Consider the following 25,701-nt stretch of genomic DNA (forward strand, 5'->3'; position numbering starts at 1 on the left):
GTTTCCGATTTTTCCGGGCAGGACAACAGCGGAAATGCGTTTCGCTGGGATGCAAGGCGCCCCAAAATGATATAAAAGTCTGACTTTCCATGATCCCCGAACCCGCCCCCACCGTCCGTGAGCTGCTTGCCTTCTATCTGGAGGCGGGAGTCGACTGTGCGCTCGCAGAGGAACCGATAGACCGCCTGGCGGAAATCGATGCGCCGCCGCCGGCCCCGCGCGTAGCGCCAGCCGAGGCGCCTCGGCCGGTGGCAGCGCCCGCGGTGATGCGTGGCGAGGCCGCACCCGCGCCCGACATCGCCATTGCTTCGGCGCGCGAGGCGGCGCGCACCGCGCCGACGCTGGAGGCGCTGCGCGAGCTGATGCAGAACTTCGAGGGCTGCGCGCTGAAGCACACCGCGACGCGGCTGGTGTTCGCCGACGGCAATCCGCAGGCACGCATCATGTTCGTCGGCGAGGCGCCGGGCCGCGACGAGGACATCGAAGGGCTACCCTTCGTCGGACGCAGCGGCAAGCTGCTCGACCTCATGATCGGCGCGATCGGCCTCAACCGCGGCACCGCCTACATCGCCAACGTGATACCCTGGCGGCCGCCCGGCAACCGCACGCCGACGCCGCAGGAGACGCAAGTGTGCCTGCCTTTCATCCAGCGCCAGATCGAGCTGGTGAATCCCGACGTGCTGGTCACGCTCGGCAATCCCTCGACCCAGACCTTGCTCGGAACGCGCGAGGGCATCATGCGCACGCGCGGCCGCTGGTTCGACTACGAGACGGGCGCGCGCACCATCCGCGCGCTGCCGACGTTCCATCCGGCCTATCTGCTCCGCTCGCCGTCCTACAAGCGGCTGGCCTGGCAGGATCTGCGCGCGATCGCGAAGGTGCTGGCGGGATAGCGCTCTCGTGTCCCGGACGCGGTGCGGCACGCAGTGACGCTCCGCAGAGCCGGGACCCAGAACAACAAGGTACGATGCGGAGAGATGGGCCCCGGCTCTGCAGCGCACCGCCGAAAAGGCGTTGCGCTGCGTCCGGGGCACGACACCTGCCTATGTCCCCTTCGGCCGCACGATGGCCCAGCCGACGCGCAGCAATTGCTGGCGCCCGGTCACCAGCCATTCGAAGGCGCGCGGCACTTCCGGCACGATGCCGGGAAAGCGTTTGAGGATGTCCGGCGGCGGGGTGCCGGCGGTATCGGAGGCGCGCCAGACCACGACACCGCCGGTCTCGCTGAACTTGGTCTGATCCATCCATGGCGTCCGCGCAGGGTTCGCGTCGATGAAAAGGTGCGGTCGCCCCGAATGCAGCGTGATCAGGCTCGCCAGCTGGGTCTCGCCGGCAACCGCGCGCAGGCGGTGGTTGGTGCGGCGGGCGAAACTCTCGTCGAAGAAATCCGAGATCGCGCGCGCGGGCATCGAGGTCGCGATCTCGTTGGCCCCGGTCCAGGGCAGGAACAGCACGGCGAGCACCACGCCGGCGGCCGGCGCGACGACGGCGGCAGCCCACACCATGCGCAGCATGCGCGCGCGGCGCATCGCGATGAGGTCGCCGGCCGCGACGACCACGGCAAGCCCGGACAGCACCAGCACGACACCGGCTCCGCCCACGACGGAATCGAGACCCAGCAGGCCCGAGATCAGCACGGCACCGAGCGCCGGGGCCAGCGCGAAGAAGAAGACGAAGTTGCGGGCGAGCGGCTCGACCGGCGGACGATAGATGATCGGCGCCTCCTCGCCCTTGGCGACGAACAGGCCGGTGTTGAGGAAGGTCAGCGCCGGAATCGCGGCGGCCCCGAGCACGAGGCCGCCGAGCAGCCAGGCCGCGTGGAGCGCGCGGGCGTTCAGCTCGGCGACCTCAGGCAAGGTGGGCAGAACCAGCGTCTGGGCCCGCATCAGCCAGACCGCATAGGGCAGCGCCAGCACGGCCACGACGATCAACGCGAACAGCGGATCGAGCGCGCGCAGCGTGCGGCGGCCGCCGGCGGTCGAGAGCGCGAAGACGACGAGCAGGAGCAGCAGGAAGATCGCGGCGGGCGTTGTCAGCAGCAGCAGGCCGGCCTCGATCGACCAGGCGAACCAGGCATTGCCGCGGCGCTGGCCGATGATCTGCCAGGAGTGCAGCAGCAGCAACGCCCAGAGCGGGCGGGCCAGGACGAGGGGACCGAAGTCGAGCGCCGACGAGGAGAACGCGAGCACCGTCATGGTCAGGAGCACGGCGAGCACCGCCTGCTGCGACCCGACCACGGCACGGGACAGATGGTAGAGCGCGATGAACGTCGCGATCTCGCAGAGCTCGGCGAGAACATAGACGCCGAACATGTGGCCGCCTGCGGCGCGATAGGCGATGTCGGCGAGCCAGACCGGCAAGGGCGGGCCGAGATCGGTGCCGACGTGGTATTCGCGTCCGAAGGCAAGGAGCGTTGCGAGCGTGCCGGGCGGGCTGCGGTAGAACACCAGCGCCACAAAGAGCCACATCGCGGCCTGAAGCAGCACGGCGATCCACACGATCAGCCGCGGCCGGGCGCGAATGAGCTCGATGACCAGGGAGGTAAACCGCATGCAACGCCCGAAAGATGCAGCCAACCCGTCCAGCCGGCCCTATTCGCTCACATCTGTTTTGATAAAGGGCGTCATGCGTCGTGGCAACGGCGGTTTGCTCGTCATGCCCGGGCTTCCACGTTCTCGTACCGCAGGAAAGACGTGGATGGCCGGGTCAGGCCCGGCCATGAAGCTGTGGGGCCAGCCCTAGAGATTCGCCGACGCCTCGATCTCGACGCTGGCTTCCGCCTGCACTTCGAGCTCGGTGACCGCAAACAGGTCCTGCACCGGCTCGACCGTCCACGGCATATGCTTGGCGCGGGCGGCGGCGACGGGGGCGAAGAAGCTGCGGTGGTGGACGGTGGGGCCGAGGCGATTCAGCGCATCGAGGTGCTCGGGGACGCCGTAGCCCTTGTGCTGCTCAAAACCGTAGCCGGGACAATCCTGCGCCAGCGCGCACATCAGGCGGTCGCGCGTCACCTTGGCGACGATGGAAGCCGCGGCGATCGACAGCACGATACCGTCGCCGCCGATCACGGCCTCGCAATCGCAGGACGTGTCGAGTCGGTCGCGGCCGTCGACGAAGACGTGACGGGGCGCCTCCGGCAGCGCCACCACGGCACGCTTCAGCGCCCACAGCGAGGCGCGCAAGATGTTGTCGCGATCGATTCGCGACGGTGAGGCGACGGCGACGGAGACCTGCGCGGTCGCACAGATCCTGTCGAACAGCTTTTCGCGCGCCTCGGCCGTCAGGCGCTTGGAATCGTCGATGCCGCGCGGGATGCGGTCGGGATCGAGAATCACGGCGGCCGCCACCACGGGACCTGCGAGCGGGCCACGACCGGCCTCGTCGCAGCCGGCAACCGGCCAGATGCCGCGCTTGATCAGCGCGCGCTCGCGGCGGAAGCTGGCCTTGGCAGGCGCGACCTTCTTCGCATCGACCTGCTTGGGCGCGTCTTTGGCCGGCTTCTTGGTGGACTTGTCCCGAATCATGGCCGGGATGGTGCGCAAGCGCTCCGGCCGGCGCAACCCGGAACCCCGCGCAATTCCCGTTATTCAGGCTGGCGCCCTACTCTGCCAGATGCACCCGCCGGTCATCGCCGAGCTCGATGCCGGGCGCGACCACGACCTCCCAGGGATGGCCGTCCGGATCGGCGAAATAACCGGAATAGCCGCCGTAATCGGTCTCGTGCGCGGCCTTCAGCAGCCTCGCGCCCTTGCCGAGGGCGAAGGCCAGCACCGCATCCACTTCCTCACGCGTGGCACAGTTCCAGGCGAGCGTCATGCCGCGGAAGGTCGATGACCTGGGATTGTCAGGCAGCTTGGCGTCGGCCGCGAGCTGATCCCAAGGATACAGCGCGAGCACCGGACCACCGGTATCGTAGAACGCCACCGCCTCGCCGGTCGCCTTCAGCCGGCGCGCAAAACCGAGCGCGTCGTAAAAGGCAATGCTGGCGCGGATATTGCTGACGCCGAGCGTGATGACGGTGAGCCGCGGCACCGGAGCCGAAACTTCCTTACCCATGCGACGCCTCTTTCACTTGCTCGCTCAGAACAGGCTGAGCTGATCGCCGTTCCGATTCGGCCGCGCAAAGTGATCCGCGGTCAGCTTGGAGCGCCGCTTGTTGAGCCCGAGCCGCTCGCAGGCGATCTCGAAGCGGCGGCCGATGGTCCAGGCCATCGGTCCCGTCCCCTTCATCCGCTCGCCCCATTTCGCGTCGTAGTCGCGGCCGCCGCGCATGTCTCGGATCAGCGTGAAGACGTGGCGATAGCGGTCCGGATAGTTCGCCATCAGCCATTCGCGGAAGAGATCGCGCACCTCCAGCGGCAGCCGCAGCAACACATAGGAGGCCTCCTTGACGCCGGCATGGGCGGCGGCATCGAGGATGCGCTCGATCTCGGAATCGTTCAGCGCGGGGATCACGGGTGCGACCATCACGGTGGTGGGAATGCCGGCATCCGAGAGCTGCTTCAGCGCCTCCAGCCGCTTCGGCGGCGTCGAGGCCCGCGGCTCCATGGTGCGCGCCAGTTTTGGATCGAGCGAGGTCACGGAGATCGCGACCTTGGCGAGGTTGCGCTTGGCCATCCGCGCGAGAATGTCGATGTCGCGGACCACCAGCGCGGATTTGGTGACGATGCCGACGGGATGGCCGGCACGCTCCAGCACCTCGAGAATGCCGCGCATGATTTTGCGCTCGCGCTCGATCGGCTGGTAGGGATCGGTGTTGGTGCCGATCGCGATCATCCGCGGCTCGTAGCCGGGCGCGGCCAGCTCCTTCTCGAGCAGCGACGGCGCCTCCGGCTTCACGAACAGTTTCGACTCGAAGTCCAGCCCCGGCGACAGGCCGAGATAGGCATGGGTCGGCCGCGCAAAGCAGTAGACGCAGCCATGCTCGCAGCCACGATAGGGATTGATCGAGCGGTCGAAGCCTATATCGGGAGACTCGTTGCGGGTGATCACCTTGCGCGATGTGTCGACCGCGACCGTGGTCTTGAACGGCGGCAGTTCTTCCAGGCTCTGCCAGCCGTCGTCGAACGCGACCCGCGCCTCGGCCTCATACCGGCCGCTGGCGTTGGACTGTGCCCCGCGCCCTCGCCGGCGTGCGCGGTCGATGGCGACGCCAAGCTCAGGAAAATCAGAGTCCACACCCGCCGGCTCGGAGGGCGCCTTGACCGGCGGGTGCTTGAGAGCATGAGAGGATGCTGCTGGACTCATGAACCCAAGATAGCACGCCAAAGGAACAAATCAAGAACACAAACCAAAAATGGAAAAACAACCCCATGCGCAGTAGCCCGCCCAAATTTCGGGCGCGGTCCCTTGACCTCACGCAACATGCCTGTCGCAACGATTCCGTTTGATGCCGGTCAGGGATCGATCGCGCCGGAACAATGTTGGTGACGATCGCGGGCGTAGCTCGGCAACAATCGGCAAGAACATGACAAATCAACAACAATCGGCCTCAGCGACCAATGACCTTGATCTCCTTGATCGCTACTGGCGCGCCGCAAACTACCTTTCCGTCGGGCAAATCTACCTGCTCGACAATCCGCTGCTGCGCGAGCCCTTGCGCGCCGAGCACATCAAGCCGCGATTGCTCGGCCATTGGGGCACGACGCCGGGCCTGAACTTCATCTACGCCCACCTCAATCGCGTCATCCGCGCACTGGACGTCAGCGTGATCTATGTCTGCGGCCCCGGCCATGGCGGACCGGGCATGGTCGCCAACACCTATCTCGAAGGCAGCTACAGCGAGATCTACCCTGATATCGCGCGCGATGCGGACGGCATGCGCAAGCTGTTCCGGCAGTTCTCCTTCCCTGGCGGCATTCCGAGCCATGCGGCGCCGGAAACGCCGGGCTCGATCCACGAGGGCGGTGAGCTCGGCTACGCGCTGGTGCACGCCTATGGCGCCGCGCTGGACAATCCCGACCTGATCGTCGCGTGCGTCGTCGGCGACGGCGAAGCCGAGACCGGCCCGCTCGCTGCATCCTGGCACTCCAACAAGTTCCTGAACCCCGCCCATGACGGCGCGGTGCTGCCGATCCTGCATCTCAACGGCTACAAGATCGCCAACCCCACCGTGCTTGGCCGAATGCCCGACAGCGAGATCCGCGATCTCTTCCGCGGATTCGGCCACGAGCCGCTGTTCGTCGAGGGCGATGACCCCAAACTGATGCACCAGGCCATGGCGGATGCGCTCGACGTCGCGCTTGCCAGCATCCGCTCGATCCAGCAGCATGCCCGCGACGGGCGCGACAGCGTCGAACGGCCGCGCTGGCCGATGATCGTGCTGCGCAGCCCGAAGGGCTGGACCGGCCCGAAGGAGGTCGACGGCAAGAAGGTCGAGGGTTTTTGGCGGGCGCATCAGGTGCCGGTTGCAGGTTGCCGCGAGAATCCGGCGCATCTGAAGATTCTCGAAGACTGGATGCGCAGCTACGAACCTGAAAAGCTGTTCGATGCGAAGGGCGCGCTCGTTCCCGAGTTGCAGGCACTGGCCCCGGAAGGCACCCGCCGCATGGGCGCCAATCCGCATGCGAATGGCGGGCTGCTCAAGAAGGAACTCAAGCTGCCGGACTTCCGCAGCTTTGCGGTGGATGTGCCGCAGCCCGGCGCCGTCACCGGCGAAGCGACCCGCGAGCTCGGCAAATTCCTGCGCGACGTCATCCGCCTCAACGCGACCGAGCGCAACTTCCGCATCATGGGTCCGGACGAGACCGCGTCAAACCGTCTCGACGCGGTGTTCGAGGAGACCGAGCGGGTCTGGATGGAGCCGATCGAGCCTTACGACGTGCATCTGGCGCAGGACGGCCGCGTCATGGAAGTCTTGAGCGAGCATCTCTGCCAGGGCTGGCTCGAAGGCTATCTGCTCACGGGACGGCACGGCTTCTTCTCCTGCTACGAAGCCTTCATCCACATCGTGGATTCCATGTTCAACCAGCACGCCAAATGGCTGAAGGTGACACGGCATCTGCCGTGGCGGCGGCCGATCGCCTCGCTCAACTATCTGCTGACCTCGCACGTCTGGCGGCAGGACCATAACGGCTTCAGCCATCAGGACCCCGGCTTCGTCGATCTCGTCGCCAACAAGAAGGCCGACATCGTCCGCATCTACTTCCCGCCCGATGCCAACACGCTCTTGTGGATCGCCGACCACTGCCTGCGCACCTATGACCGCATCAACGTCATCGTCGCCGGCAAACAGCCGGCGCCGCAATGGCTGTCGATGCAGGACGCAGCCACGCATTGCGATGCCGGCATCGGCATCTGGAGCTGGGCGGGGACGGAAGATGCGGGCGAGGAGCCCGACGTGGTGATGGCCTGCGCCGGCGACGTACCGACGCTGGAGACGCTGGCTGCCGTCGACCTGTTGCGCAAGGCGCTGCCGGACCTGAAGATCCGCGTCGTCAACGTCGTCGATCTCATGACGCTGCAGCCGAAGGAGCAGCATCCCCACGGGCTTTCGGATCGCGACTTCGACAGCCTGTTCACGACGGACAAGCCCGTGATCTTCGCCTATCACGGCTATCCCTACCTGATCCATCGCCTGACCTATAACCGCACCAACCATGCCGGCATGCATGTGCGCGGCTTTGCCGAGGAAGGCACCACGACGACGCCGTTCGACATGGTCGTGCTCAACGAGCTCGACCGCTACCACCTCGCGATCGAGGCGATCGAGCGCGTGCCCGGGCTCGCGGCCAAGGCCGCGCCGGCCAAGCAGCAATTCCGCGACAAGCTGATCCTGCATTCGCGCTATGTGCGGGAGCACGGCGAGGACATGCCGGAGATCCAGGGCTGGGTCTGGCCCAACAGCTCCGGCGGCAGCAGCCCGGCCGGAGCCGGCCGCTAGCCATGTCGGACACGGTCCTCGTCCTCAACTCGGGATCGTCGAGCGTCAAGTTCGGCCTGTTCGACATCTCGACGACCGAGCCCAGCCTGGTGTGCAAGGGTCTGCTCGACGAGCATGAGGCCAGACCCCGCCTCGTGGTGAGGAGCCCCGCCGGCGAAGACCTGTTCGAGACACGACGAGAAGCGGCGGATGCCGACGGCGGCCATCTGTTCGCCGACGTGCTCGCCTTCATCGAGGACCGGTTCGGCGAACGCAGCCTGCGCGCCGTCGGCCATCGCGTCGTTCACGGCGGGCGGGACTATTCAGGCCCGGTCGTGTTGTCGGACGCGGTCACGGCGAAGCTCGAAGCATTGACGCCGCTGGCGCCGCTGCACCAGCCGCGCTGCCTCGCGCCGGTCCGCACGCTCGCCGCGATCCGGCCGGCGCTGACGCAGATCGCCTGTTTCGACACCGCCTTCCACCATGGCCTCGCGCCGCCGGCGAGCCGCTTCGCCATTCCCAGGCGCTTCGAGGAGCGTGGCATCCGACGCTACGGTTTTCACGGCCTGTCGTTCGAATATGTCGCGGGGCGCCTCGCCCAGATTGTACCCGAGCTCATCGCAAAGCGTAGCGTCATCGCCCATCTCGGCAACGGCGCCAGCCTGTGCGCGCTACGCGACGGCCGCAGCATCGACACCACGATGGGACTGACGCCGCTCGACGGCCTCGTGATGGGCACGCGCTGCGGCACGATCGACCCCGGCGTGCTGCTCTATCTGCAACAGCACGAGAAGATGTCGCTCGAAGAGGTCCAGCACCTGCTCTATCACGAGTCCGGCCTCCTCGGCGCCTCCGGTCTTTCCGCCGACATGCGCACGCTGCTGGCGAGCAGCACAGAAGCGGCGCGGGAGGCGGTCGACCTCTTCACGTTCCGGGCGGCGCAAGCGATCGTGATGATGGCGACCACGCTCGGCGGGCTCGATTGCCTGGTCTTCACCGGCGGCATCGGCGAGCATGCCGAGGAGATCCGCAGCGCGATCGGCGAACGGCTCGGCTGGCTCGGCGTGCGGATCGATGCGGCGGCGAACGAAGAGACGCGCGAGCGGATCAGCCGCGACGATAGCGCTGTCGACGTGCTCGTCATCCCGACCAATGAAGAGCTGACGATCGCGCGGCATTGCGCAGCTCTGATCCGCGGACGCGACGTCACGTGACATTTTTATGAATGATCTGCCGCAACGACGCCGTCAAAGTCGCGTGGCATAGAGTCCGCATCAATCATCGAGCGGACGGATCATGAAGACCCACATCATCGAAGAGCTCGGACAAGGCGGCATCCTGTTGCCCGCGCTGGTCGCGGAAGGGCTTGCCGCCAATGATCGCATCAAGGTGCGCATGAGCGCGCTGCAGGCGGCGGCCCAGCATGCGCAGGAGCCGGGCCGGCCCGGGAGTGACCTTGGCATCGAAAGCCAGACGGCGGGCATCGCCCCCGCCGCCATCGCGACGCTGATCGGTGGCGCGCATCTGGTCGGACACGGCCGGCTCGCGGCGCCCGAACTCGCAAAGCTGATGCAGGAGATCGCGGACGACGCAGCGACCATGATCCGCGCCGTCGGCGCCGGCGCCGCGAGCGAAGGCGAGAGAGCGCAGACGCGCCTCGAGGCAATCCGCGCGGCCGGCCTGCTCGAGTCCACCGCCGAGATCGCAATGTCCCATATCGCGCGCCTGACCGGTGTCGCGGACGCGGGCGGCGACAGCCTGCATCGCCTCGTCATGGATCTGCACAAGCAGCTCAACAGGCTGGCAACGGCTTGCGCGGAAGAAACGCTCGACGGCGCCCATGTCTTCGGTCTGCACAGCGAGGACCGGACGGCGGTCGCCGCTTTCATGAAGGGCCTGAACGCGACGCGCGGCCTCAAGTTCAATCATCCGGGCCTCGACACCATGGCCACGCGAACCGAGGGCCGGCTGCTGATCCAGAACGACATCGGCACCACGGACGCCCATGTCGTCGTGATCGCGGTGAAGAAGAACGCGGTCACCGTCACCTACACCGACGTGCACCTCGCCCGCGCGAAATTCTTCATTTCGCTGTTCGACAAGTTCGAGGCGAGCTGGAGCGGGCTCGATCGTCACACCGCCACAGGGCTCGGCGAGGACAATTCCTTCTATCTCGTCACCGGCCAGTATCAGACCGGACACGCTGCCGATCGCAACGAGTTCCTCGCGGCGGTCGGTGCCGCGCTGGTGTTTCTGATCGACTGGAACAAGGCGCGCAAGCTGCTGAGGAGCTGGGTCGCCAAGGAGGACGCGGTCCACATCCTGGAATGGGCGGCCCGGCAGCGGATCGGCCATCGCGGTTTCCTCGAGCTCGGCGGCAACGATCTGCTGGGCTCTGCGGTGCGGAACGCCGCCCCCGCGCGGATCGGCTTCGGCGAGCGGCTCGACCAGGCGCTCGGCCGCAGCCCTGCCATCGATTTTCTCAAAGCGTCACTACGCGCGTCCACCGAGGCATTGCTCGCGGGCCGTTCGGTCAGGACTGTGCGCGACCAGATCGAAGCCGACCTGATGCGGCATTTGGATCGCGTCGACGGAGCGTTGCTCGCAGCCGTGCTGCGCCAGATCGGCCTCGCCCACGATCTCGTCGCAGCGATCTCGCGCCATATCGCCGCCTTGCGCGCCGGCCAGCCCGCCGACGCCGCCTTGCTGACGCAGCACTGCGGCATGATCGAGCAGAAGGCCGATCGAATCGCCTTCGAGGGCCGCAACGAGGTGGACCGCCTCAATGCGCGTCCGCTGATCGGGCAATTGATCGATCGCGCCGAGGAAGCCGTCGACGAGCTGGAGCAGGCTGCATTCATCGCCTCGCTGATGCCGGGAAGGACCGATCCATCCCTGCTGGCAGCGCTGGCCGAGCTTTGCGCCGTGGCGGCGACCGCGACTGAAGTCGCCGCGAGCGGCGTTGCCGCGGCGATCGACGTGCCGGAGGGACGGCACGCCGATTCGGAGGACGCGCTCTCCGCCGTGACCCGCCTGATCGATGCCGAACACGCCGCCGACAGCCGCGAACGCGCGACGACCGCGCTGGTCTTCTGCGGCGGCTTCGACGTCGCGACCTCGCTGTCGGTGATCGAGCTCGCCCGTGCCGTCGAGCGCGCCACCGACCGCTTCGCCTCGTTCGGGCACCTGCTCCGCCGTCACATCATGATCGATCTTGCAGCCTGAGGAAGCCACCATGCATATCGTGCGTATCGGCGCTGAAACCTCCGAATTGCGGCCCGCCGAAGAGATCGGCGCCAAGGCCGCCAGCCTCGCCCGCATGGCGGCACTGGGTCTGCCGGTGCCGCCTGCCTTCGTGCTCCCGGTCAAGCTCTGCGCCGACATCATTGCCGGCCATGCGCACGCCGCGCGACACCTGCGCGATGGCCTGGAGGAGGGAATTTCGTTCCTGGAGAGCGCGACCGGAAAGCGCTTTGGCGATCGCCGGCAGCCGCTCCTGGTGTCGGTGCGCTCGGGCGCGGCGCGATCGATGCCAGGCATGCTCGACACCGTTCTCAATGTCGGCTGCACGTCCGATGCCGTGCACGGCCTGATCCGTGCGACCGGCCGGCCGCGGCTCGCCTGGGACTGCCGGCGCCGTTTCCTGGAGAGCTTTGGCGAGACGGTGCTCAATATCGACCAGACCGAATTTGCCGCGCACATCTGCGAACTCGTCGCCGCCGAATCTGCCGGCAGCGACCGTGAACTCGACAGCGAAGCGCTTGAGCGGCTCGCCAGCCGCGAGCAGGCTCTGATCGAGGATCGCGCCGATGGCTCGTTGGAGGATGCCTTCGCGCAGTTGGAGGCAGCAGCCCAAGCGGTTTATCGCTCCTGGATGAGCGAGCGCGCGCAGACTTATCGACGCCTCCAGCACCTCGAGACGCTCGAGGGCACCGCCGTGACCGTGCAGGCGATGGTCTTCGGCAATGGCGGTATTGCCTCCGGCGCGGGCGTTGCATTCTCGCGCGATCCGTCGACGGGCGCGCGGCGCCCGATGATCGACCTCGTGCTCGATGCGCAGGGGGAAGACGTCGTTTCCGGGAGGCGCGCACCCGATACGGCCGAGGCGATCGCCCGTGAATTACCGAAGCTCGAATCGGAACTTGGCGATATCCTGAGGCAACTTGAGCGCACGTTCGCCGACGTCCAGGACGTCGAGTTCACGGTCGAGAACGGCAAGCTCTGGATCCTCCAGACCCGGGCGGCCAAGCGCACGCCGCGGGCCGCCGCCAGGATCGCGATCGACTTCGTGCATGAAGGACTGATCTCCAAGGACGAGGCCTTGGGGCGGATCGCGGAGATCGACCTTGCTTCGCTCACCGAAACCCGATTGGTTTCCGCGGGCAAACCCGCGACGACCGGCATCGGCGCAAGTGGCGGCATCGGGATCGGACGAGCGGCGTTCTCGTCCGAAAGCGCTCAGCGCCTGTCGGCCGCGGGCGAGCCGGTCATCCTGCTGCGTTCCGATACCAGCACGGCCGATGTCGCGGGCTTCGCTCTGGCCGCCGGCATCGTAACGGCGGTCGGCGCGCGCACCTCGCATGCAGCCTTGGTGGCCCGGCAAATGGGCAAGCCCTGCGTGGTCGGCTGCCGTGAGTTGAAGATCGACCCTGTCGCGAGGCGTGCCCAGCTCGGAAATGCCGTTCTCGCCGAAGGCGAATGGATTACGATCGAAGGCGACGCCGGGGAGCTCTATCTCGGGCGCTGCGAGACGATGCGGACACAGCCCGAAGCCGAGCTTGCCGAGATCGCCGCGTGGAAGGCGCAATCCGGCCGACCTGGCAGGCTCGCCGCAGCGGCTCAGTGAATGCCGGTAAAAATCTGAAAACACCCGATCGCGACCTCGATCACGATCAGCACCACGACCGCGATCTCCAGCCGGAGCGAGCGCTGGGTGTCGATGATGTCGGTCAGTGCGTTGGCGGTCTCCGACACCGCGGTGAGCTTGCGCTCGAGCGTGTCGAGGCGTTCCTTCAGCTCGTACTCGTCCTCGAGGCGGGAATAGAGCCGGTCGAGCTCGGGCTTCTCCCAGAGCACGTCGGGCTTCTCGGCGATCGCGACGCGGCCGGCGACGCGCTGCTGCACCAGCAGCGCACTGCCGATCAATTGCAGGATGCCCTTTCGCCGGCGTGGCGTGCGGCCGTGTTCGGCGAGCTCCCGTGCAAACGGTTCGATCACATCGAAGACCGCAGCGACGCGCCGCTCGTCGCGCGCCAGCGACGTGCTCTTGGCGAGAGCATCCGCAACCAGCAGCAGCCGGTCGTCGGAGAATTTGGCGAGGCAGATCGGCCCCCCCGGCTGGATCGCCTCGGCGGCCTCGTCGTTGCAGAGCTGCGCCTGCGCGATCTCCTCCTCGTACGGGCTGAGCTCGCCGGTCACGCGAGACTTCAAATTGTCGATGAGGACTTTCTCCTCCGAAGGCAGCAGGCCGATCAGCACCACGACGCCGTAACGGAAGATCACGACAAGGCCGGCGTGGACGCGGAAGGCGGCCGGAGTGGACGAGACCAGCGTCCCGATCTCCAGGCCGGAGGCATTGATGCGGTCTCCCAGCATCAGCGCCCGGATCCGCAGCGTCGGCGCAGTCCCCTGCTTCGGCGGTGTTGGCGCCATACCAACGGCGAGTTGATCGGCGTTCATGCAAGGCCTCCGTCGCGGCGCAGCCACGGGTTAACGCAATCGGGATCGTGCCGAAACATTCGGCAATATTGCGGGCCCGCCCGTGACACATTCGGCTGCGATGACGGGAGGCGGTTTACCATCGCATGCCGAAGCGCGGACGGAAAGTTGCACTCGGCAACGCCGCGTGTTTATGACAACATCATAACGAGCTCCGCTTCTTTCCGAAGTGCAGACATTGAAGCCTCGATCATGTTGAGCGTCATCATTCCGACCGAAGGCGTCGAGCAGACGGCGGTCGCCACGCTGGCCGCGCTGGTTCCCGGCGCCGCCGCCGGAATCATCCGGGAGGTGCTCCTGGTCGACGGCACCCGCAACGGCGTCATCGAGCGCGTTGCCGACGTCGCAGGCTGCCGTTTCGTCGGCTTCGAGGGATCCTCGCAAGGCGCCGCGCTCGCGGCCGGCGCACTCCAGGCCCGCTCGCCTTGGCTGATGTTCCTGCCCGCGGGCGCGGTGCTGGAAACCGGCTGGATCGAGGAAACCACCCAGTTCATCCAGGCCGTCGCGACCAGCGGCCGGGATCGGGCTGCCGTCTTCCGTTATGCGCGCTCACCTTACGCCGATACCGGCTTGCGGGATATCCTCCGTGCCATGGCGCGCAAGCTTGTCGGCCCGCTCGGCGACCAGGGACTTTTGATCGCGCGTGATCATTACGACCGGATCGGCGGCTACCCGCCGCAGGCCCGCCATTCCGAAACACGGCTGCTCCGGCGGCTCGGCCGCTCGTCCCGGACCATGCTGCGCAGCCGGATCGTCATGGTCGCCTGAGGCTGCCAGATACTTGCCAAAGTCAAACAATTAATTGACAATGGCAAATATCGAGGTGCCCCCCATGTCATTCGAAGCTACCGACCCGATCACCGCGGTCCGCGCCTTCAACCGCTTCTATACCCGCAAGCTCGGGGTGCTCGACCAGCACCTTGGAAAGAGCCCTTTTTCGCTCAGCGAAGCCCGGGTGCTCTATGAACTCGCTCACCGCGACGACCTGGCGGCAAAAGAGATCGGAATCGAGCTTGGTCTCGACCCCGGCTATCTCAGCCGCATCATCCAGAGCTTCGACGAAAAGGGCCTGATCACGCGAAAGCCACTGCCCGCAGATCGCAGGCAATACCAGCTCAGCCTCACCGCCAAGGGGCGCCAGACCTTCGCCAAGCTGAACCTCAGCTCGCAAAACGAAGTCGCCGCAATGCTGGCTCAGCTGTCGGCCAGCGACGCAACGCGCCTCACGCAGGCCATGGCGACCATCGAGGCCGTGCTGGAGCAACGTCGCAGCCAGCCTGCGGCTTTCGTGCTGCGCAGCCATCGCGTCGGTGACATGGGCTGGGTCATTTCCCGACAGGCCGCCGCCTACGCCGCCGACTACGGCTGGGATATCAGCTACGAGGCGCTGGTCGCGGAGATCTGCGCGCAGTTCATCAAGAACTACGACCCCGCGCGCGAGCACTGCTGGATCGCGGAATCAGGAGGCGAGCCGGTCGGCTCGATCTTCCTGGTCAAGGCCACGGACGAGATCGCCAAGCTGCGCCTGCTGCAGGTGGAGAAGAAAGCGCGAGGCCTCGGCGTCGGTCGCGCGCTGGTGGAGCAATGCCTCCAGGGCGCGCGCGAGCGCGGTTACAAGAGGATGACACTGTGGACGCAGAGCATCCTGGTGGCCGCGCGCGGAATCTACAAGAGCGCCGGCTTTGAGCTGGTCGCGACCGAGCCGCATCACAGTTTCGGGCAGGATCTGGTGGGCGAGACCTGGGAGCGGGATTTGTAGCGGTATTGCTGCGTGGATCAGCTCAGCAGCACGCCTATGATCGCGATTACGAGCAGGCCGCCCAAGCCAAACGCGACCACCTTCCAATAAAAGCTCAGCATCTTGCGATGAGCTTCCTGCCCGGCGGCATTGTAACGGCTGGCATCAAAGAAGCCACCTTGCCAGCCCGAAGTTCTGTCCGGAGCCGGATTGTTCAGCATCACGATCTGAAAATACCAAAGACGGGCAATCATTGCGAAAAGCCCGAGGCCCCAGAACGCTACGAGAATCCAAATCAACGCGAGCGCGCCAGATTTCATTTGGGACTCACAGAGGTGGTCTGGGAGATGCGTTCCCTCGCAAGACAACGAAGCAGTCGACAAACCCGCCTACGCCGTCGCGCCTTGCGCCTTCGGTCTTCGCAGATGCTCATCCAGGCGCGGCATGATCTCGACGAAATTGCAGGGGCGCGTGCGGTAGTCGAGCTGGGCAGCCAGGATGCCGTCCCAGCCGTCGCGGCAGGCGCCGGGCGAGCCGGGCAGACAGAAGATGTAGGTGGCGCCGGCAACGCCCGCGGTGGCGCGGCTCTGGATCGTCGAGGTCCCGATCTTGGCGTGGCTCAGCATGTGGAAGGCAATCGAGAAACCGTCCATGCGCTTCTCGAACAGCGGCTCGATCGCCTCCGGCGTGACGTCGCGCCCCGTAAAGCCGGTGCCGCCGGTGGTGATGACGACGTCGACGCCGCTATCGGCGATCCAGCGGCGGACGACGGCACGGATCGCCTCGACGTCGTCCGTGACGATCTCGCGCGCGGCGAGACGATGGCCGGCAGCGGTGAGACGATCAGCGAGCGTCTGGCCGGACTTGTCGTCGCTAAGCGCGCGCGTGTCCGACACGGTGAGCACCGCGATGTTGAGCGGGATGAACTGCTTGGTTTCGTCGATGGAGGCCATAGCGCTGTACCTTCTTTCAACGCCCACCGCCGTCATCCTGCGGTGCGCGCCCTGAGGTGCATGCGCACCGCAGGGTGAGCCCCGAAGGATGGGCCGCGGGCTCCGCCATCCTCTAGGGCTCGCCGAAGAGGCGAGCACCTCAGGATGACGGCACTACTCCCGGATTCCAAGATGCGCAATCGCGCATCATAATTCGCGCGGCGTCCCTGAAACCTTCGTTCCTACGTCCCACCGCCGAACGTGTTGCAGGCCTGGACCGTGCCCTGCTGGTAGCCGGTCATGAACCACTGCTTGCGTTGCGCGGCCGAGCCGTGGGTGAAGGAGTCGGGCACGACGCGTCCCGTGGCCTGCCGCTGCAGCGTGTCGTCGCCAATCGCGCTCGCCGTCGTCAGCGCGGCGTCGATGTCGCCGGCCTCGAGGAAGTTCGGACGTTTCTTCGCCTCGCGGTTGACCCAGACGCCGGACAGGCAATCGGCCTGCAACTCGACCTTGACCTGGAGTGCGTTGGCCTCCGCCTTGCTGCCGGCCTGCTGCTGCAGCCGCGTCACGCGCGGAATGATGCCGAGCAGGTTCTGGATGTGATGGCCGGCTTCGTGCGCGATGATGTAGGCCGTGGTGAAATTGCAGGCCGACTTGCCGGAGCAGCCGCGGAAGCGCGTCTCGACCTCGCGGAAGAAGCTGGTGTCGAGGAAGATGGTGCGGTCCGGCGGACAATAGAACGGGCCCATCGCCGACTCTGCCCGGCCGCAGCGACCGCCATTGGTGACGTTGCGGAACAGCACGACCTTCGGGCCGGTGTAGGACTGGCCCGAGGCCTGGAAGATCTCGCTCCAACGGTCGTCGATCTCGCCGAGAATGCCGGCGATCATGCTGCCCATCTCGTCGGTCGGCGCGCCGCGCTTGGCGGTCGAAGACGACTGGCGATCGGTCTGGTAGCTCGGCGCCTCGCCGCCGCCGGTGAGGATCTCGGCACCGCCGATCAGGATGCGCGGGTCGATGCCGAAAGCATAGCCGACCAGGCCAAGGATGATGATCGTGCCGATGCCGAGGCCACCGCCACCCATGGGCAGGCCGAACCCGCCTCCGCCACCGCCGCCTCCACCATCGTCGCGACGATCCTCGATGTCGTCGCTGCGGCGGAAATCATCGTAGCGCATGGCGGGTTTCCCTCAGTCCTCGATTGGCATCATCTGGGCGCAGAAGCGCGAAAGCTCAACGCGCCACACACGTAAAATTTCCGTTGCCTTCATCAATATCCCGCTCGGCAATTATTGCCTAGTGCGACAGCATGCCGATGCCAGCAATTTTTTCCGAGGGTCGAGCAATTTTTTCCGAGGGAAATTTGCAGCCTTTTTGAAGCCACGATTGCTCCCCCAACCCAAGCGAGCGCGAAATCCCCTGTAAAAAACAGCGAATGCGCACGACGACATGCACGCGGAACGCGACGCGCGGTCTGCTCAACAAAACGGCGGGTTAAGTCGATTTTTACTTTGCCGCTTCATTGTAACGGTCAGTCGGTTGTTTGGTCCCGCGTCGCCGACAGCGTCGCCTGAGTCAGAGTTCTTGAGTCATGGTAGAGTCGCGTCGCGGGGCGTCTGCAAGGGCGCCCCGCACAAATTTCGAGTCTCCGTCGCATCGAATCATCCTCGGTGATTGCGTCGCCGAGATGTCGAAGCTTCAGGCAGGTAGCGTCGATCTGGTGTTCGCAGATCCGCCCTACAATCTCCAGCTCAAGGGCGATCTCAAGCGCCCCGACGAGTCCCACGTCGACGCCGTCGACGACGACTGGGACAAGTTCGATTCATTCTCCGCCTATGACGATTTCACCCGCGCCTGGCTGCTTGCCGCACGCCGCGCGATGAAGCCGTCGGCGACGATCTGGGTGATCGGCTCCTATCACAACATCTTCCGCGTCGGCGCGATCATGCAGGACCTCGGCTTCTGGCTCCTGAACGACATCGTCTGGCGCAAGTCGAACCCGATGCCGAATTTCCGCGGCCGCCGCTTCACCAACGCGCACGAGACCATGATCTGGGCCGCGCGTGACGAGAAGGCCAAGGGCTACACGTTCAACTACGAGGCGCTGAAGGCCGCCAACGAGGACGTGCAGGCACGCTCCGACTGGCTGATCCCGCTCTGCACCGGCGAGGAGCGCCTGAAGGGCGCCGACGGCAAGAAAGTGCATCCGACCCAGAAGCCGGAAGGCCTGCTGGCGCGCGTGCTGCTGTCCTCGTCGAAGCCCGGCGATCTCGTGATCGATCCCTTCAACGGCACCGGCACCACCGGCGCCGTCGCCAAACGCCTCGGCCGCTCCTATATCGGCTTCGAGCGCGACAAGACCTATGCGAAAGCCGCCGAGGCGCGCATCGCCAAGGTCGAGCCGCTGCCGGAGGAGAGCCTCGCCCCGTTCATGACCGCGCGCGAAGCACCACGCGTGGCGTTCTCCGAGCTGATCGAGCGCGGCATGATCATGCCCGGCACGAAACTGTTCGACGCCAAGAAGAAGCTCGGCGCGCTGGTCCGTGCCGACGGCGCCATCATGTTCGGCGACAAGGTCGGCTCGATCCACCGCATCGGCGCGGTGGCGCAAGGCGCCCAGGCCTGCAACGGCTGGACCTTCTGGCACATCGAGACCAAGAAGGGTCTCAAGCTGATCGACGAGCTGCGCGCCGAGATCCGCGCGGGAATGGCGACCGAGTAAGCTGCGCTGTCATTCCGGGGCTCGCGAAGCGAGAACCCGGAATCCATCCAACCACCGCACATGCAGCCCAATGGATTCCAGGCTCGCGCCAAGAGGCGCGCCCCGGCATAACGGCGACGGCGCCTTGAATGAGGCGGCAGCCAGGACTACATTCGCCTGATCAGCCCCGTCCTGACCGGCCTGCTCCCATGCGACGACAGTCCGAGACATTGCTGCTGGTGCCGCTGCTGCCGATCTTCCTGCTCGGCATGTTTCCGATGTTCCTGATCGCCCTGCTCGGCTTCTTCGGCCTCGCGCTGTTCGGCGTGCTCGTGATTTGCGTCGGGCTCGCCAGCAGCAACGAGGCGCACGACAATTTCAATCACGACGTCATCGTGCACGGCTATGCCCGCGGCTCGGAGCGCGCTGCGCGGGCCTCCGACATGCATCTTGCTGCGCGGCTCGGTCTGCGCCTGGAGGCGGTCGGCGCGGCGATGGTCCTTACGGCGGCGATCGGCCTTTGTTACGCCGCCTGATCTGCGCACAGCGCAGATACCGCCCGGCAAACTCGCCGGTTGCCCTCTCCGACGAGGTTCAGGCAAGAGAAGGCGGCCCCGCGGCAATGATGCTGCGTTCGCTCTCGGCACGAGATATTGGCAAGAAACCCTGGGGAGATGTGTGATGCTCAAATTCTATTTCAACGGCTCGCCAAACCCGACCAAGGTCGCGCTTTACCTGGAAGAGGCCGGCCTTCCCTTCGAGCCGGTGAAGATCGACACCCGCAAGGGCGAGCAGTTCACGCCCGACTATCTGAAGGTCAATCCGAACGGCAAGGTGCCGGCGATCGACGACAACGGGACCATCGTGTTCGACTCGAACGCCATCCTGCTTTATCTCGCCGAGAAGACCGGCAAATTCCTGCCCGCCGCCAGCGTGCGCGGCGAGACGCTGTCATGGCTGATGTTCATCGCGACCGGCGTCGGCCCCTATTCGGGCCAGGCCGTGCACTTCAAGCACTTCGCGCCGAAGGACCAGAACCACGACTACGCCCATAATCGCTATCAGTACGAGACCGATCGCCACTACCGGATTCTCGACGCTCACCTCAACGGCCGCGACACCATGGTCGGCGACGATTATTCCATCGTCGACATGGCGCTGTGGGGCTGGGCGCGGATGTTGCCGTTCAAGCTCGGCGACGACGCCTTCGCGCGCTATCCCAACGTGAAGCGGCTGGTGGACGAGATCTCGGGACGGCCCGCGGCAGCCCGGGCGATCGCGCTGAAGGACAAGTTCACCTTCAAGGCCGAGATGGACGACGAGGCGCGCGCCAACATGTTCAAGCACATGACGACCAAGGTCGCCTGATCGCACCACGCCGCTTGTCGGGCCACGCGCATGCGCGTGGCCCTTTTCACGCCTCAGGCGGCGTGAACCGAGCTCAGGAACTTGGCGACTTCCAGCTTCAGGCGGTTGCTGTCGGCCGACAGCGAGCGTGCCGCAGACAACACCTGCGATGAAGCCGATCCGGTGTCGGAAGCGCCGCGCTGCACGTCGCCGATATTGGACGACACCCGCTGCGTGCCATCGGCAGCCTGCTGGACGTTGCGCGAAATCTCCTGCGTCGCCGCGCCCTGCTGCTCCACCGCGGCCGCGACCGTCGAGGAAATCTCCGACAGCCGCTCGATGGTGCCGCTGATTTCCCTGATGGCGCCGACGGACTGCTCGGTGGCGGCCTGGATGTTGGAGATCTGCTGGCCGATCTCACCGGTCGCCTTCGCGGTCTGCTCGGCGAGGGCCTTGACCTCGGAGGCGACCACGGCAAAGCCGCGGCCGGCGTCGCCGGCACGCGCCGCCTCGATGGTGGCGTTCAGCGCCAACAGGTTGGTCTGGCCGGCGATCGTGCTGATCAGCTCGACCACGTCGCCGATCCGTGCGGCGGCCTTGGAGAGCTCGCCGACCCGCTCGTTGGTCCGGCTCGCCTGACCGACGGCGTCGCGGGCGATCCGCGCGGATTCCTGCACCTGGCGCGCGATCTCGGACACCGAGGAGGAGAGCTCCTCGGTCGCCGAGGCCACCGCCTGGACATTGGCCGAGGCCTCCTGCGAGGCGCTGGCGACCTCCGTCGACAAATCCTGCGCCCGCGAGGCGGTCGTAGTCAGCGTGCCGGCGGAGGCTTCGAGCTCGTTCGACGCCGACGACACCGTGTTGACGATCTCGCCGACCGCCTGCTCGAACTGGTCGGCCAGCCTGACCATGTCCTGCTTGCGGCTTTCGGCCTGCCGGGCTTCGAGCTCGGTCTGCTCGGCGCGCATCCGCTCGGTGTCGATCATGTTGTCCTTGAACACCTGGATCGCCTTGGCCATGTCACCGATCTCGTCGGTCTTGCCGCGGCCGGGAATCTCGACCGCGAGATTGCCGCCGGCGAGCAGCCCCATCGCACGCGTCATCGAAGCCAGGGGGCCGACGATGCTGCGCGCGATCAGGAAGGCGACGATGGCGCCGAACAGGATGGCCAGACCGCCTGCAATCTCCTGAACGGTCGTCGTGCCGGCGATCACAGCTTCGGCCTGGCTGCGCGAGTCCTGGTAGTCCTTCTTCAGGGTCGTTTCCGCGGCCTTGAGCCGGCCGATAGTGTCGACGATGAGCGGCGCGAGGTTCTTGTGATAGATCTCGTCGGCCTGAAGCATCGCGGCGGACGTCGTCTCGAAGGCGGATTTGTAGACGCCGAGCGCGGTCTTCACCGGCGCCAGTGTCGAGCGCAGTTCCGTCGCCTGCGGGCTCTTTTCGAGCGCCGCGAGCCGTTGTGCGGCCCGGTCGACGCTGGCCCGGAAATTCGCCGGCCCCTGCACGTCGCGCAAGGCCAGGAAACGCCAGTTTGCGATTCGAACGAGCAGGATCCTGGATTCGAGGTCGGCGACCAGGGCTGCGGTGTCCTCGTCGACGGCCGCGCGCGCCACATCGACCAGCTTGGCCGTCTTGACGGCGAGGTCCTCGCCGCCCGGCAGCAAGGTCGCCTTGCCCGTTCGCGCCTCGTTGACGGCGTCACCGAGGTTGTCACGCAGGCTTCGCATCTTGCCGATGTCGTCGATCAGGCTGTTGTAGAGCGCACGCCGCTCGTCCGAGAGCGTCCCCTTGGCGCCGACCCGCAGCAGCTCGATCGCGGCGGCCTCGCGCTCTTGCGCCTCCTTCATCGCGGGCTCGTTGGCATCGTAGACGTAGCGCAGATTGGCGCGCTGGATCGCCTGCAGATGGGTCGATATCTCCAGCACCCGCGCCGTGCTGTCCGAAAGTGCGGATTGTCGTGCGACCTGATCCTGCACCGAGCGCAAATTCCAGACGGCAACGACCGCCATCACGAGACCGACCGCCACCAGGGCCATGAAGCCTGCGTACAGGCGTCCCCTGATCCGCAAACGAAAGTTCGGCATTCCCACTGTCCACCCAGATGCATTCCACTTCGAGCGGCCGAACGATTCCGGCGATCGTCACCGGCCACCCCGGCAGCCGCGGCTCGCGTCCTTGCGACCCACGCTGCACTGCGACACAATGGAGGACACTCGTTAATTGAACCTTCAAATTCTCGCGCTCGCGCGCATCGGCGCACGCGAGAGCTGCTGATTTTATCGGCAGCCATGCGAAGTCATGCAAGAATCCGCAGCGACATGCATAGCGTCGCATGCGACCCCTCACTGGGCGCCGGCCTGCTGCAATTTGCCGAGCGCGTTCTCGACCACTTCGAGCGTATACGGCTTCTGGACGACCGGAGCCGATGCCAGTTGCTCCGGGATTGGGGCGCGTTCGCCATAGCCGGTTGCGAAGATGAAGGGCACGCCGATCTCCTTGAGCTTCTGCGCCACCTTGATGCTGCTCTCGTTGCCGAGGTTGAGATCGAGCAGGGCAAAGCTCGGCCGCGTGCGTTCGATCGAGCGCAGCGCCTGGTCGACGGTTGCGGCGGTGTCGACGTGGCGGGCGCCGAGATCGAGCAGGATGACCTCCGCCGCCATTGCGATGATCAGGTTGTCCTCGACGATCAGCGCGGTCTCGGAGATCCGGGGACGGCTGGACTGTTGCTCCTCGATACGCATGGCGGCTCCTGCTATTGACGGCACCAGCTCGACGAAATTGGGGGGAATGACGAACTTCGCCTGCACGCCCAGAAGATCGAAACGGATTTCGGCATCGCCCTTGAGATCGAACGGCACCGAGCGCTCGATGATCGTGGTGCCGAAGCCGCGCCGCGTCGGTGGCTGCACCGGCGGGCCGCCGCTTTCCTTCCATTCGATCACGAGGCTCGACGAAGGATCGAGGCGCCAAACCACCTCGACGCTGCCCGTGGAATCGGCGAGCGCGCCATATTTGGCGGAGTTCGTCATCATCTCGTGGACGACGAGGGCCAGCGTGGCAAACGCCTTGGGATCGAGCGCGACGTCCGGCCCGCCCATCTTCACGCGGCCGGCACGCGCCCCGAGATAGGCGCCGGCCTCCGATTCGACGAGGGTCCGCAGCGCCACCGGCGCCCAGTTCAGATTGGTGATCTGGTCGTGGGCGCGGGCCAGAGCCTGGATGCGACCGCCGAGAACGCCGGCAAACTCCTCCACGCTCGTCGCGGTGTCCTTGCTCTGCGCCACCAGCGCCCGGACCAGGCTCAGGATGTTGCGGACGCGGTGATTGAGCTCGGCGATCATCAGCTCCTGCCGCTCCTGGGCACCGCGGCGCTCACGCGCGGCAAGGTCGGACAATTGCAGGATCACTTCCAGCAGTGTGACGCGCAGGCTCTCGGCGATGCGGATATCGGCGGCCGACCACGGTTTCGACTGACCCGCCACCGTCTCTTGCCAGACCTCGAAGCTCTTGCGCGGCGTCAGCCGTGACCCGTTCGGGCCCTCGTCGTAGACCTTGTCGGGAGCGCCGGCCCAGTTCACCGAACGCGTCACCTCGCGCCGGAAGAAGATCAGACAGTCGCGCGGGGTCCGTGAGATCGGAATGGCGAGAAAACCGGCCGCACGGTCGCGGAAGGACTGGCCGGCGGCATAAACCTTGGCGATCTCGGCGCTGGCGGAAATCCGTCCCGGCGAGGTCCGGTTGATGAAGGCGACGAGGTCCTTCACCTCGTCCTCGGTCGGCGTCTCACCTTGGAGCGCGATCTTGTTGTCGGACCACACCGCGACGCCGTCGCAGTCGATCATCCTGCGATAGTCGCCGAGGAAGTCGATGATCGCGCGGCGACTGTGCTCGTGCGCGGCCGCCATCTCGATCAACCGCTCCTGAACCTGATGGGCGCGGGCCTCATAGGCGACGTCGCCCTCGCGCTCGCGCCCCTCGACGATCCAGGAGAACATCTGCCCGAACAGCTCCGAGGCCGTGCGTCTGTCGAACGAGATGTAACGCGGCGAATAATGATGGCAGGCGAACAGCCCCCACAGCTTGCCATCGCGCAGGATCGACACCGACATCGAGGCGGCGACGCCCATGTTGCGCAGATATTCGATGTGAATCGGCGAGACCGAGCGCAGCACGCTCATCGAAAGATCGAGCAGCCCGGCATTGTGCGTGGGGGTGGACGTCAGCGCAGCCGGCACGGCGTTGATGTCGGCGATGATGCGCAGCCAGTTGCGCTGATAGAGGATGCGGGCCTGGCGGGGGATGTCGGAGGCCGGATAATGCAGGCCGAGGAAGGATTCGAGCCCGGCTTCCGCGGTCTCCGCGATGACCTCGCCCGATCCGTCCGGATGAAACTGGTAGACCATGACCCGGTCGAAGCCGGTCAGCACCTTGAGCTGGCGCGCCGCCTCGCGCGCGAGATCGGTCATGCCCCGCGTCTTGCGGATTCGGTCGAGCATCAGGCGGACGAGCTCGCCTGAATTGATGCCCGGCTGGTGGGCGCTCGGCTCGGCCTCGATGATGAGGTAGACGCCGGAGAAATGGATCGAGAGATCGTAAAGCGGCTTGCCGGGTTGGAGCTCGACTTCGAACAGGCGCTCGGTCGCGTCCGGCCCGCTCAAATGGTCGACGCGGCTGCGGATGACCTGGACGGCGGCTTCGGACATGACGGACGACAACGGCTGCTGGAGCAGGTCAGCAACGTCGCTTCCGAGAAAGCTGCCGACATTGTCCGAGGCCATGCAGATCGTGAAGTCCGAGAGCACGGCGAGCAGGAAGCCGAACGGCTGCACGCTGCCGGGAACGTGGATCGGCTCGCGATCGCAATTGGTGAGATTGACCGCCTCGTTCATGCGCGGTCCGCCGCACGCTCGAACGCAGCGAACGCAACGCGCGCCGCCGCGATCACCTCATCCTCGTCGCAGACCTCTTCGCTTTCGAGCTTTGACAGGAAGCTTTGCCAGAGCCGCTTGCCTGCCCCGTGGCGAAGATAGCAGGTGGCCTCCGTCATGCGCGGGTCGCCGGCCTCGACGACCTCCTTCAGCAGGAGCTTGGCCCCGAGCCGGGAGCCCTCCAGCACGTACATCGTACCGAGCATTCCGCTGGGCGTCAGCGGCGGTACCGATACGGTGGATTGCGCGGCGCTGCCGAGCCGTCCGAGATCAGCCGCGATCGCGGCACCGCGCGACCGCTCCGGCCAGTCCGGAAACATGCCGGCGACACCCGCTTCGACAAGGGCGGCTTCGAGCGGAAGAAGCGCGCCGGCGCTGGCTTGGAGAAAACGGCGATAGCCCGCCACGACGGTGAGATCGAATGACGATAGTTGCGCATCGAGCTCCCGGTGCACAGCCGCGGTCGCATCTCTCAA

Annotated in this window: 21 protein-coding genes; 10 read left to right on the forward strand and 11 right to left on the reverse strand. The window is 66.1% G+C overall.

Annotated elements, in window-relative coordinates:
• The first annotated feature begins 89 nt into the window (after positions 1 to 89).
• Complete coding sequence (locus UNPF46_RS23350; RefSeq protein WP_100176272.1) at positions 90 to 893, forward strand: uracil-DNA glycosylase; 804 nt, start codon at positions 90 to 92, stop codon at positions 891 to 893.
• A gap of 150 nt (positions 894 to 1,043) precedes the next feature.
• Here UNPF46_RS23350 and UNPF46_RS23355 read toward each other — a convergent pair whose 3' ends face one another.
• The 4 genes from UNPF46_RS23355 to UNPF46_RS23370 form a co-directional block, all read right to left on the reverse strand.
• Entirely contained in the window at positions 1,044 to 2,552 is a 1,509-nt protein-coding gene (locus UNPF46_RS23355) for a glycosyltransferase family 39 protein (RefSeq protein WP_142251579.1), read from the reverse strand.
• Positions 2,553 to 2,738: 186 nt separating this feature from the next.
• Positions 2,739 to 3,524, reverse strand: a complete 786-nt coding sequence (rnhB, locus tag UNPF46_RS23360; RefSeq protein WP_142251580.1) for a ribonuclease HII — start codon at positions 3,522 to 3,524, stop codon at positions 2,739 to 2,741.
• 76 nt (positions 3,525 to 3,600) lie between these two features.
• Entirely contained in the window at positions 3,601 to 4,056 is a 456-nt protein-coding gene (locus tag UNPF46_RS23365) for a VOC family protein (protein WP_142251581.1), read from the reverse strand.
• Positions 4,057 to 4,080: 24 nt separating this feature from the next.
• The gene (locus UNPF46_RS23370; protein WP_100176275.1) at positions 4,081 to 5,247 is read right to left on the reverse strand and encodes a PA0069 family radical SAM protein; all 1,167 of its coding nucleotides are present in this window, start codon (positions 5,245 to 5,247) and stop codon (positions 4,081 to 4,083) included.
• A 220-nt stretch (positions 5,248 to 5,467) separates the two neighbouring features.
• Here UNPF46_RS23370 and UNPF46_RS23375 point away from each other — a divergent pair, with 220 nt between their 5' ends.
• The 4 genes from UNPF46_RS23375 to UNPF46_RS23390 all read left to right on the forward strand — a co-directional run bounded on the left by UNPF46_RS23375 (position 5,468) and on the right by UNPF46_RS23390 (position 12,707).
• The gene (locus tag UNPF46_RS23375; RefSeq protein ID WP_142251582.1) at positions 5,468 to 7,882 is read left to right on the forward strand and encodes a phosphoketolase family protein; all 2,415 of its coding nucleotides are present in this window, start codon (positions 5,468 to 5,470) and stop codon (positions 7,880 to 7,882) included.
• A gap of 2 nt (positions 7,883 to 7,884) precedes the next feature.
• Positions 7,885 to 9,075: an acetate/propionate family kinase gene (locus UNPF46_RS23380; protein WP_142251583.1), complete on the forward strand. Its 1,191-nt coding sequence runs from the start codon at positions 7,885 to 7,887 to the stop codon at positions 9,073 to 9,075.
• A gap of 82 nt (positions 9,076 to 9,157) precedes the next feature.
• Positions 9,158 to 11,086, forward strand: coding sequence for a hypothetical protein (locus UNPF46_RS23385; RefSeq protein WP_142251584.1), 1,929 nt, complete (start codon positions 9,158 to 9,160; stop codon positions 11,084 to 11,086).
• Positions 11,087 to 11,096: 10 nt separating this feature from the next.
• The gene (locus tag UNPF46_RS23390) at positions 11,097 to 12,707 is read left to right on the forward strand and encodes a PEP/pyruvate-binding domain-containing protein (RefSeq protein ID WP_142251585.1); all 1,611 of its coding nucleotides are present in this window, start codon (positions 11,097 to 11,099) and stop codon (positions 12,705 to 12,707) included.
• On the opposite strand, the gene UNPF46_RS23395 is transcribed toward UNPF46_RS23390, so the two are convergent.
• Complete coding sequence (locus UNPF46_RS23395) at positions 12,701 to 13,540, reverse strand: RMD1 family protein (protein ID WP_100176280.1); 840 nt, start codon at positions 13,538 to 13,540, stop codon at positions 12,701 to 12,703. The genes UNPF46_RS23390 and UNPF46_RS23395 overlap by 7 nt on opposite strands.
• Before the next feature lie 231 nt (positions 13,541 to 13,771).
• Here UNPF46_RS23395 and UNPF46_RS23400 point away from each other — a divergent pair, with 231 nt between their 5' ends.
• Both UNPF46_RS23400 and UNPF46_RS23405 read left to right on the forward strand, forming a co-directional pair.
• On the forward strand, positions 13,772 to 14,347 hold the full coding sequence (locus UNPF46_RS23400) for a glycosyltransferase family protein (RefSeq protein WP_100176281.1): 576 nt from the start codon (positions 13,772 to 13,774) through the stop codon (positions 14,345 to 14,347).
• Positions 14,348 to 14,411: 64 nt separating this feature from the next.
• Positions 14,412 to 15,338 carry a bifunctional helix-turn-helix transcriptional regulator/GNAT family N-acetyltransferase gene (locus UNPF46_RS23405; protein ID WP_142251586.1) on the forward strand — a complete coding sequence of 309 codons (927 nt, stop codon included), beginning with the start codon at positions 14,412 to 14,414 and terminating at the stop codon, positions 15,336 to 15,338.
• 17 nt (positions 15,339 to 15,355) lie between these two features.
• On the opposite strand, the gene UNPF46_RS23410 is transcribed toward UNPF46_RS23405, so the two are convergent.
• The 3 genes from UNPF46_RS23410 to ypfJ all read right to left on the reverse strand — a co-directional run bounded on the left by UNPF46_RS23410 (position 15,356) and on the right by ypfJ (position 17,427).
• Positions 15,356 to 15,637: a hypothetical protein gene (locus tag UNPF46_RS23410; RefSeq protein ID WP_142251587.1), complete on the reverse strand. Its 282-nt coding sequence runs from the start codon at positions 15,635 to 15,637 to the stop codon at positions 15,356 to 15,358.
• A gap of 69 nt (positions 15,638 to 15,706) precedes the next feature.
• Positions 15,707 to 16,270, reverse strand: coding sequence for a molybdenum cofactor biosynthesis protein B (gene moaB, locus UNPF46_RS23415; protein WP_174718848.1), 564 nt, complete (start codon positions 16,268 to 16,270; stop codon positions 15,707 to 15,709).
• A 221-nt stretch (positions 16,271 to 16,491) separates the two neighbouring features.
• Positions 16,492 to 17,427, reverse strand: coding sequence for a KPN_02809 family neutral zinc metallopeptidase (ypfJ, locus tag UNPF46_RS23420; protein WP_142251588.1), 936 nt, complete (start codon positions 17,425 to 17,427; stop codon positions 16,492 to 16,494).
• 413 nt (positions 17,428 to 17,840) lie between these two features.
• Between ypfJ and UNPF46_RS23425 the strand changes: the two genes are divergently transcribed.
• The 3 genes from UNPF46_RS23425 to UNPF46_RS23435 all read left to right on the forward strand — a co-directional run bounded on the left by UNPF46_RS23425 (position 17,841) and on the right by UNPF46_RS23435 (position 20,318).
• A complete protein-coding gene (locus UNPF46_RS23425) occupies positions 17,841 to 18,971 on the forward strand; it encodes a site-specific DNA-methyltransferase (RefSeq protein ID WP_100176285.1) in 1,131 nt (376 codons plus the stop codon).
• Positions 18,972 to 19,159: 188 nt separating this feature from the next.
• Positions 19,160 to 19,486 (forward strand): hypothetical protein, encoded by a 327-nt coding sequence (locus UNPF46_RS23430; protein ID WP_100176286.1) that lies wholly within the window; start codon positions 19,160 to 19,162, stop codon positions 19,484 to 19,486.
• A 145-nt stretch (positions 19,487 to 19,631) separates the two neighbouring features.
• Positions 19,632 to 20,318 (forward strand): glutathione S-transferase family protein, encoded by a 687-nt coding sequence (locus UNPF46_RS23435; protein WP_174718850.1) that lies wholly within the window; start codon positions 19,632 to 19,634, stop codon positions 20,316 to 20,318.
• A gap of 53 nt (positions 20,319 to 20,371) precedes the next feature.
• Here UNPF46_RS23435 and UNPF46_RS23440 read toward each other — a convergent pair whose 3' ends face one another.
• From UNPF46_RS23440 to UNPF46_RS23450, 3 genes are all read right to left on the reverse strand, one after another.
• Positions 20,372 to 22,381 (reverse strand): HAMP domain-containing methyl-accepting chemotaxis protein, encoded by a 2,010-nt coding sequence (locus tag UNPF46_RS23440; protein ID WP_181770077.1) that lies wholly within the window; start codon positions 22,379 to 22,381, stop codon positions 20,372 to 20,374.
• A 258-nt stretch (positions 22,382 to 22,639) separates the two neighbouring features.
• Positions 22,640 to 25,186 (reverse strand): HWE histidine kinase domain-containing protein, encoded by a 2,547-nt coding sequence (locus UNPF46_RS23445; RefSeq protein WP_142251590.1) that lies wholly within the window; start codon positions 25,184 to 25,186, stop codon positions 22,640 to 22,642.
• Positions 25,183 to 25,701: a biliverdin-producing heme oxygenase gene (locus UNPF46_RS23450; protein ID WP_349628178.1), complete on the reverse strand. Its 519-nt coding sequence runs from the start codon at positions 25,699 to 25,701 to the stop codon at positions 25,183 to 25,185. The genes UNPF46_RS23445 and UNPF46_RS23450 overlap by 4 nt, the downstream gene beginning before the upstream one ends.

The sequence above is a fragment of the Bradyrhizobium sp. UNPF46 genome (assembly GCF_006658625.1).
Taxonomy (GTDB): domain Bacteria; phylum Pseudomonadota; class Alphaproteobacteria; order Rhizobiales; family Xanthobacteraceae; genus Bradyrhizobium; species Bradyrhizobium nitroreducens.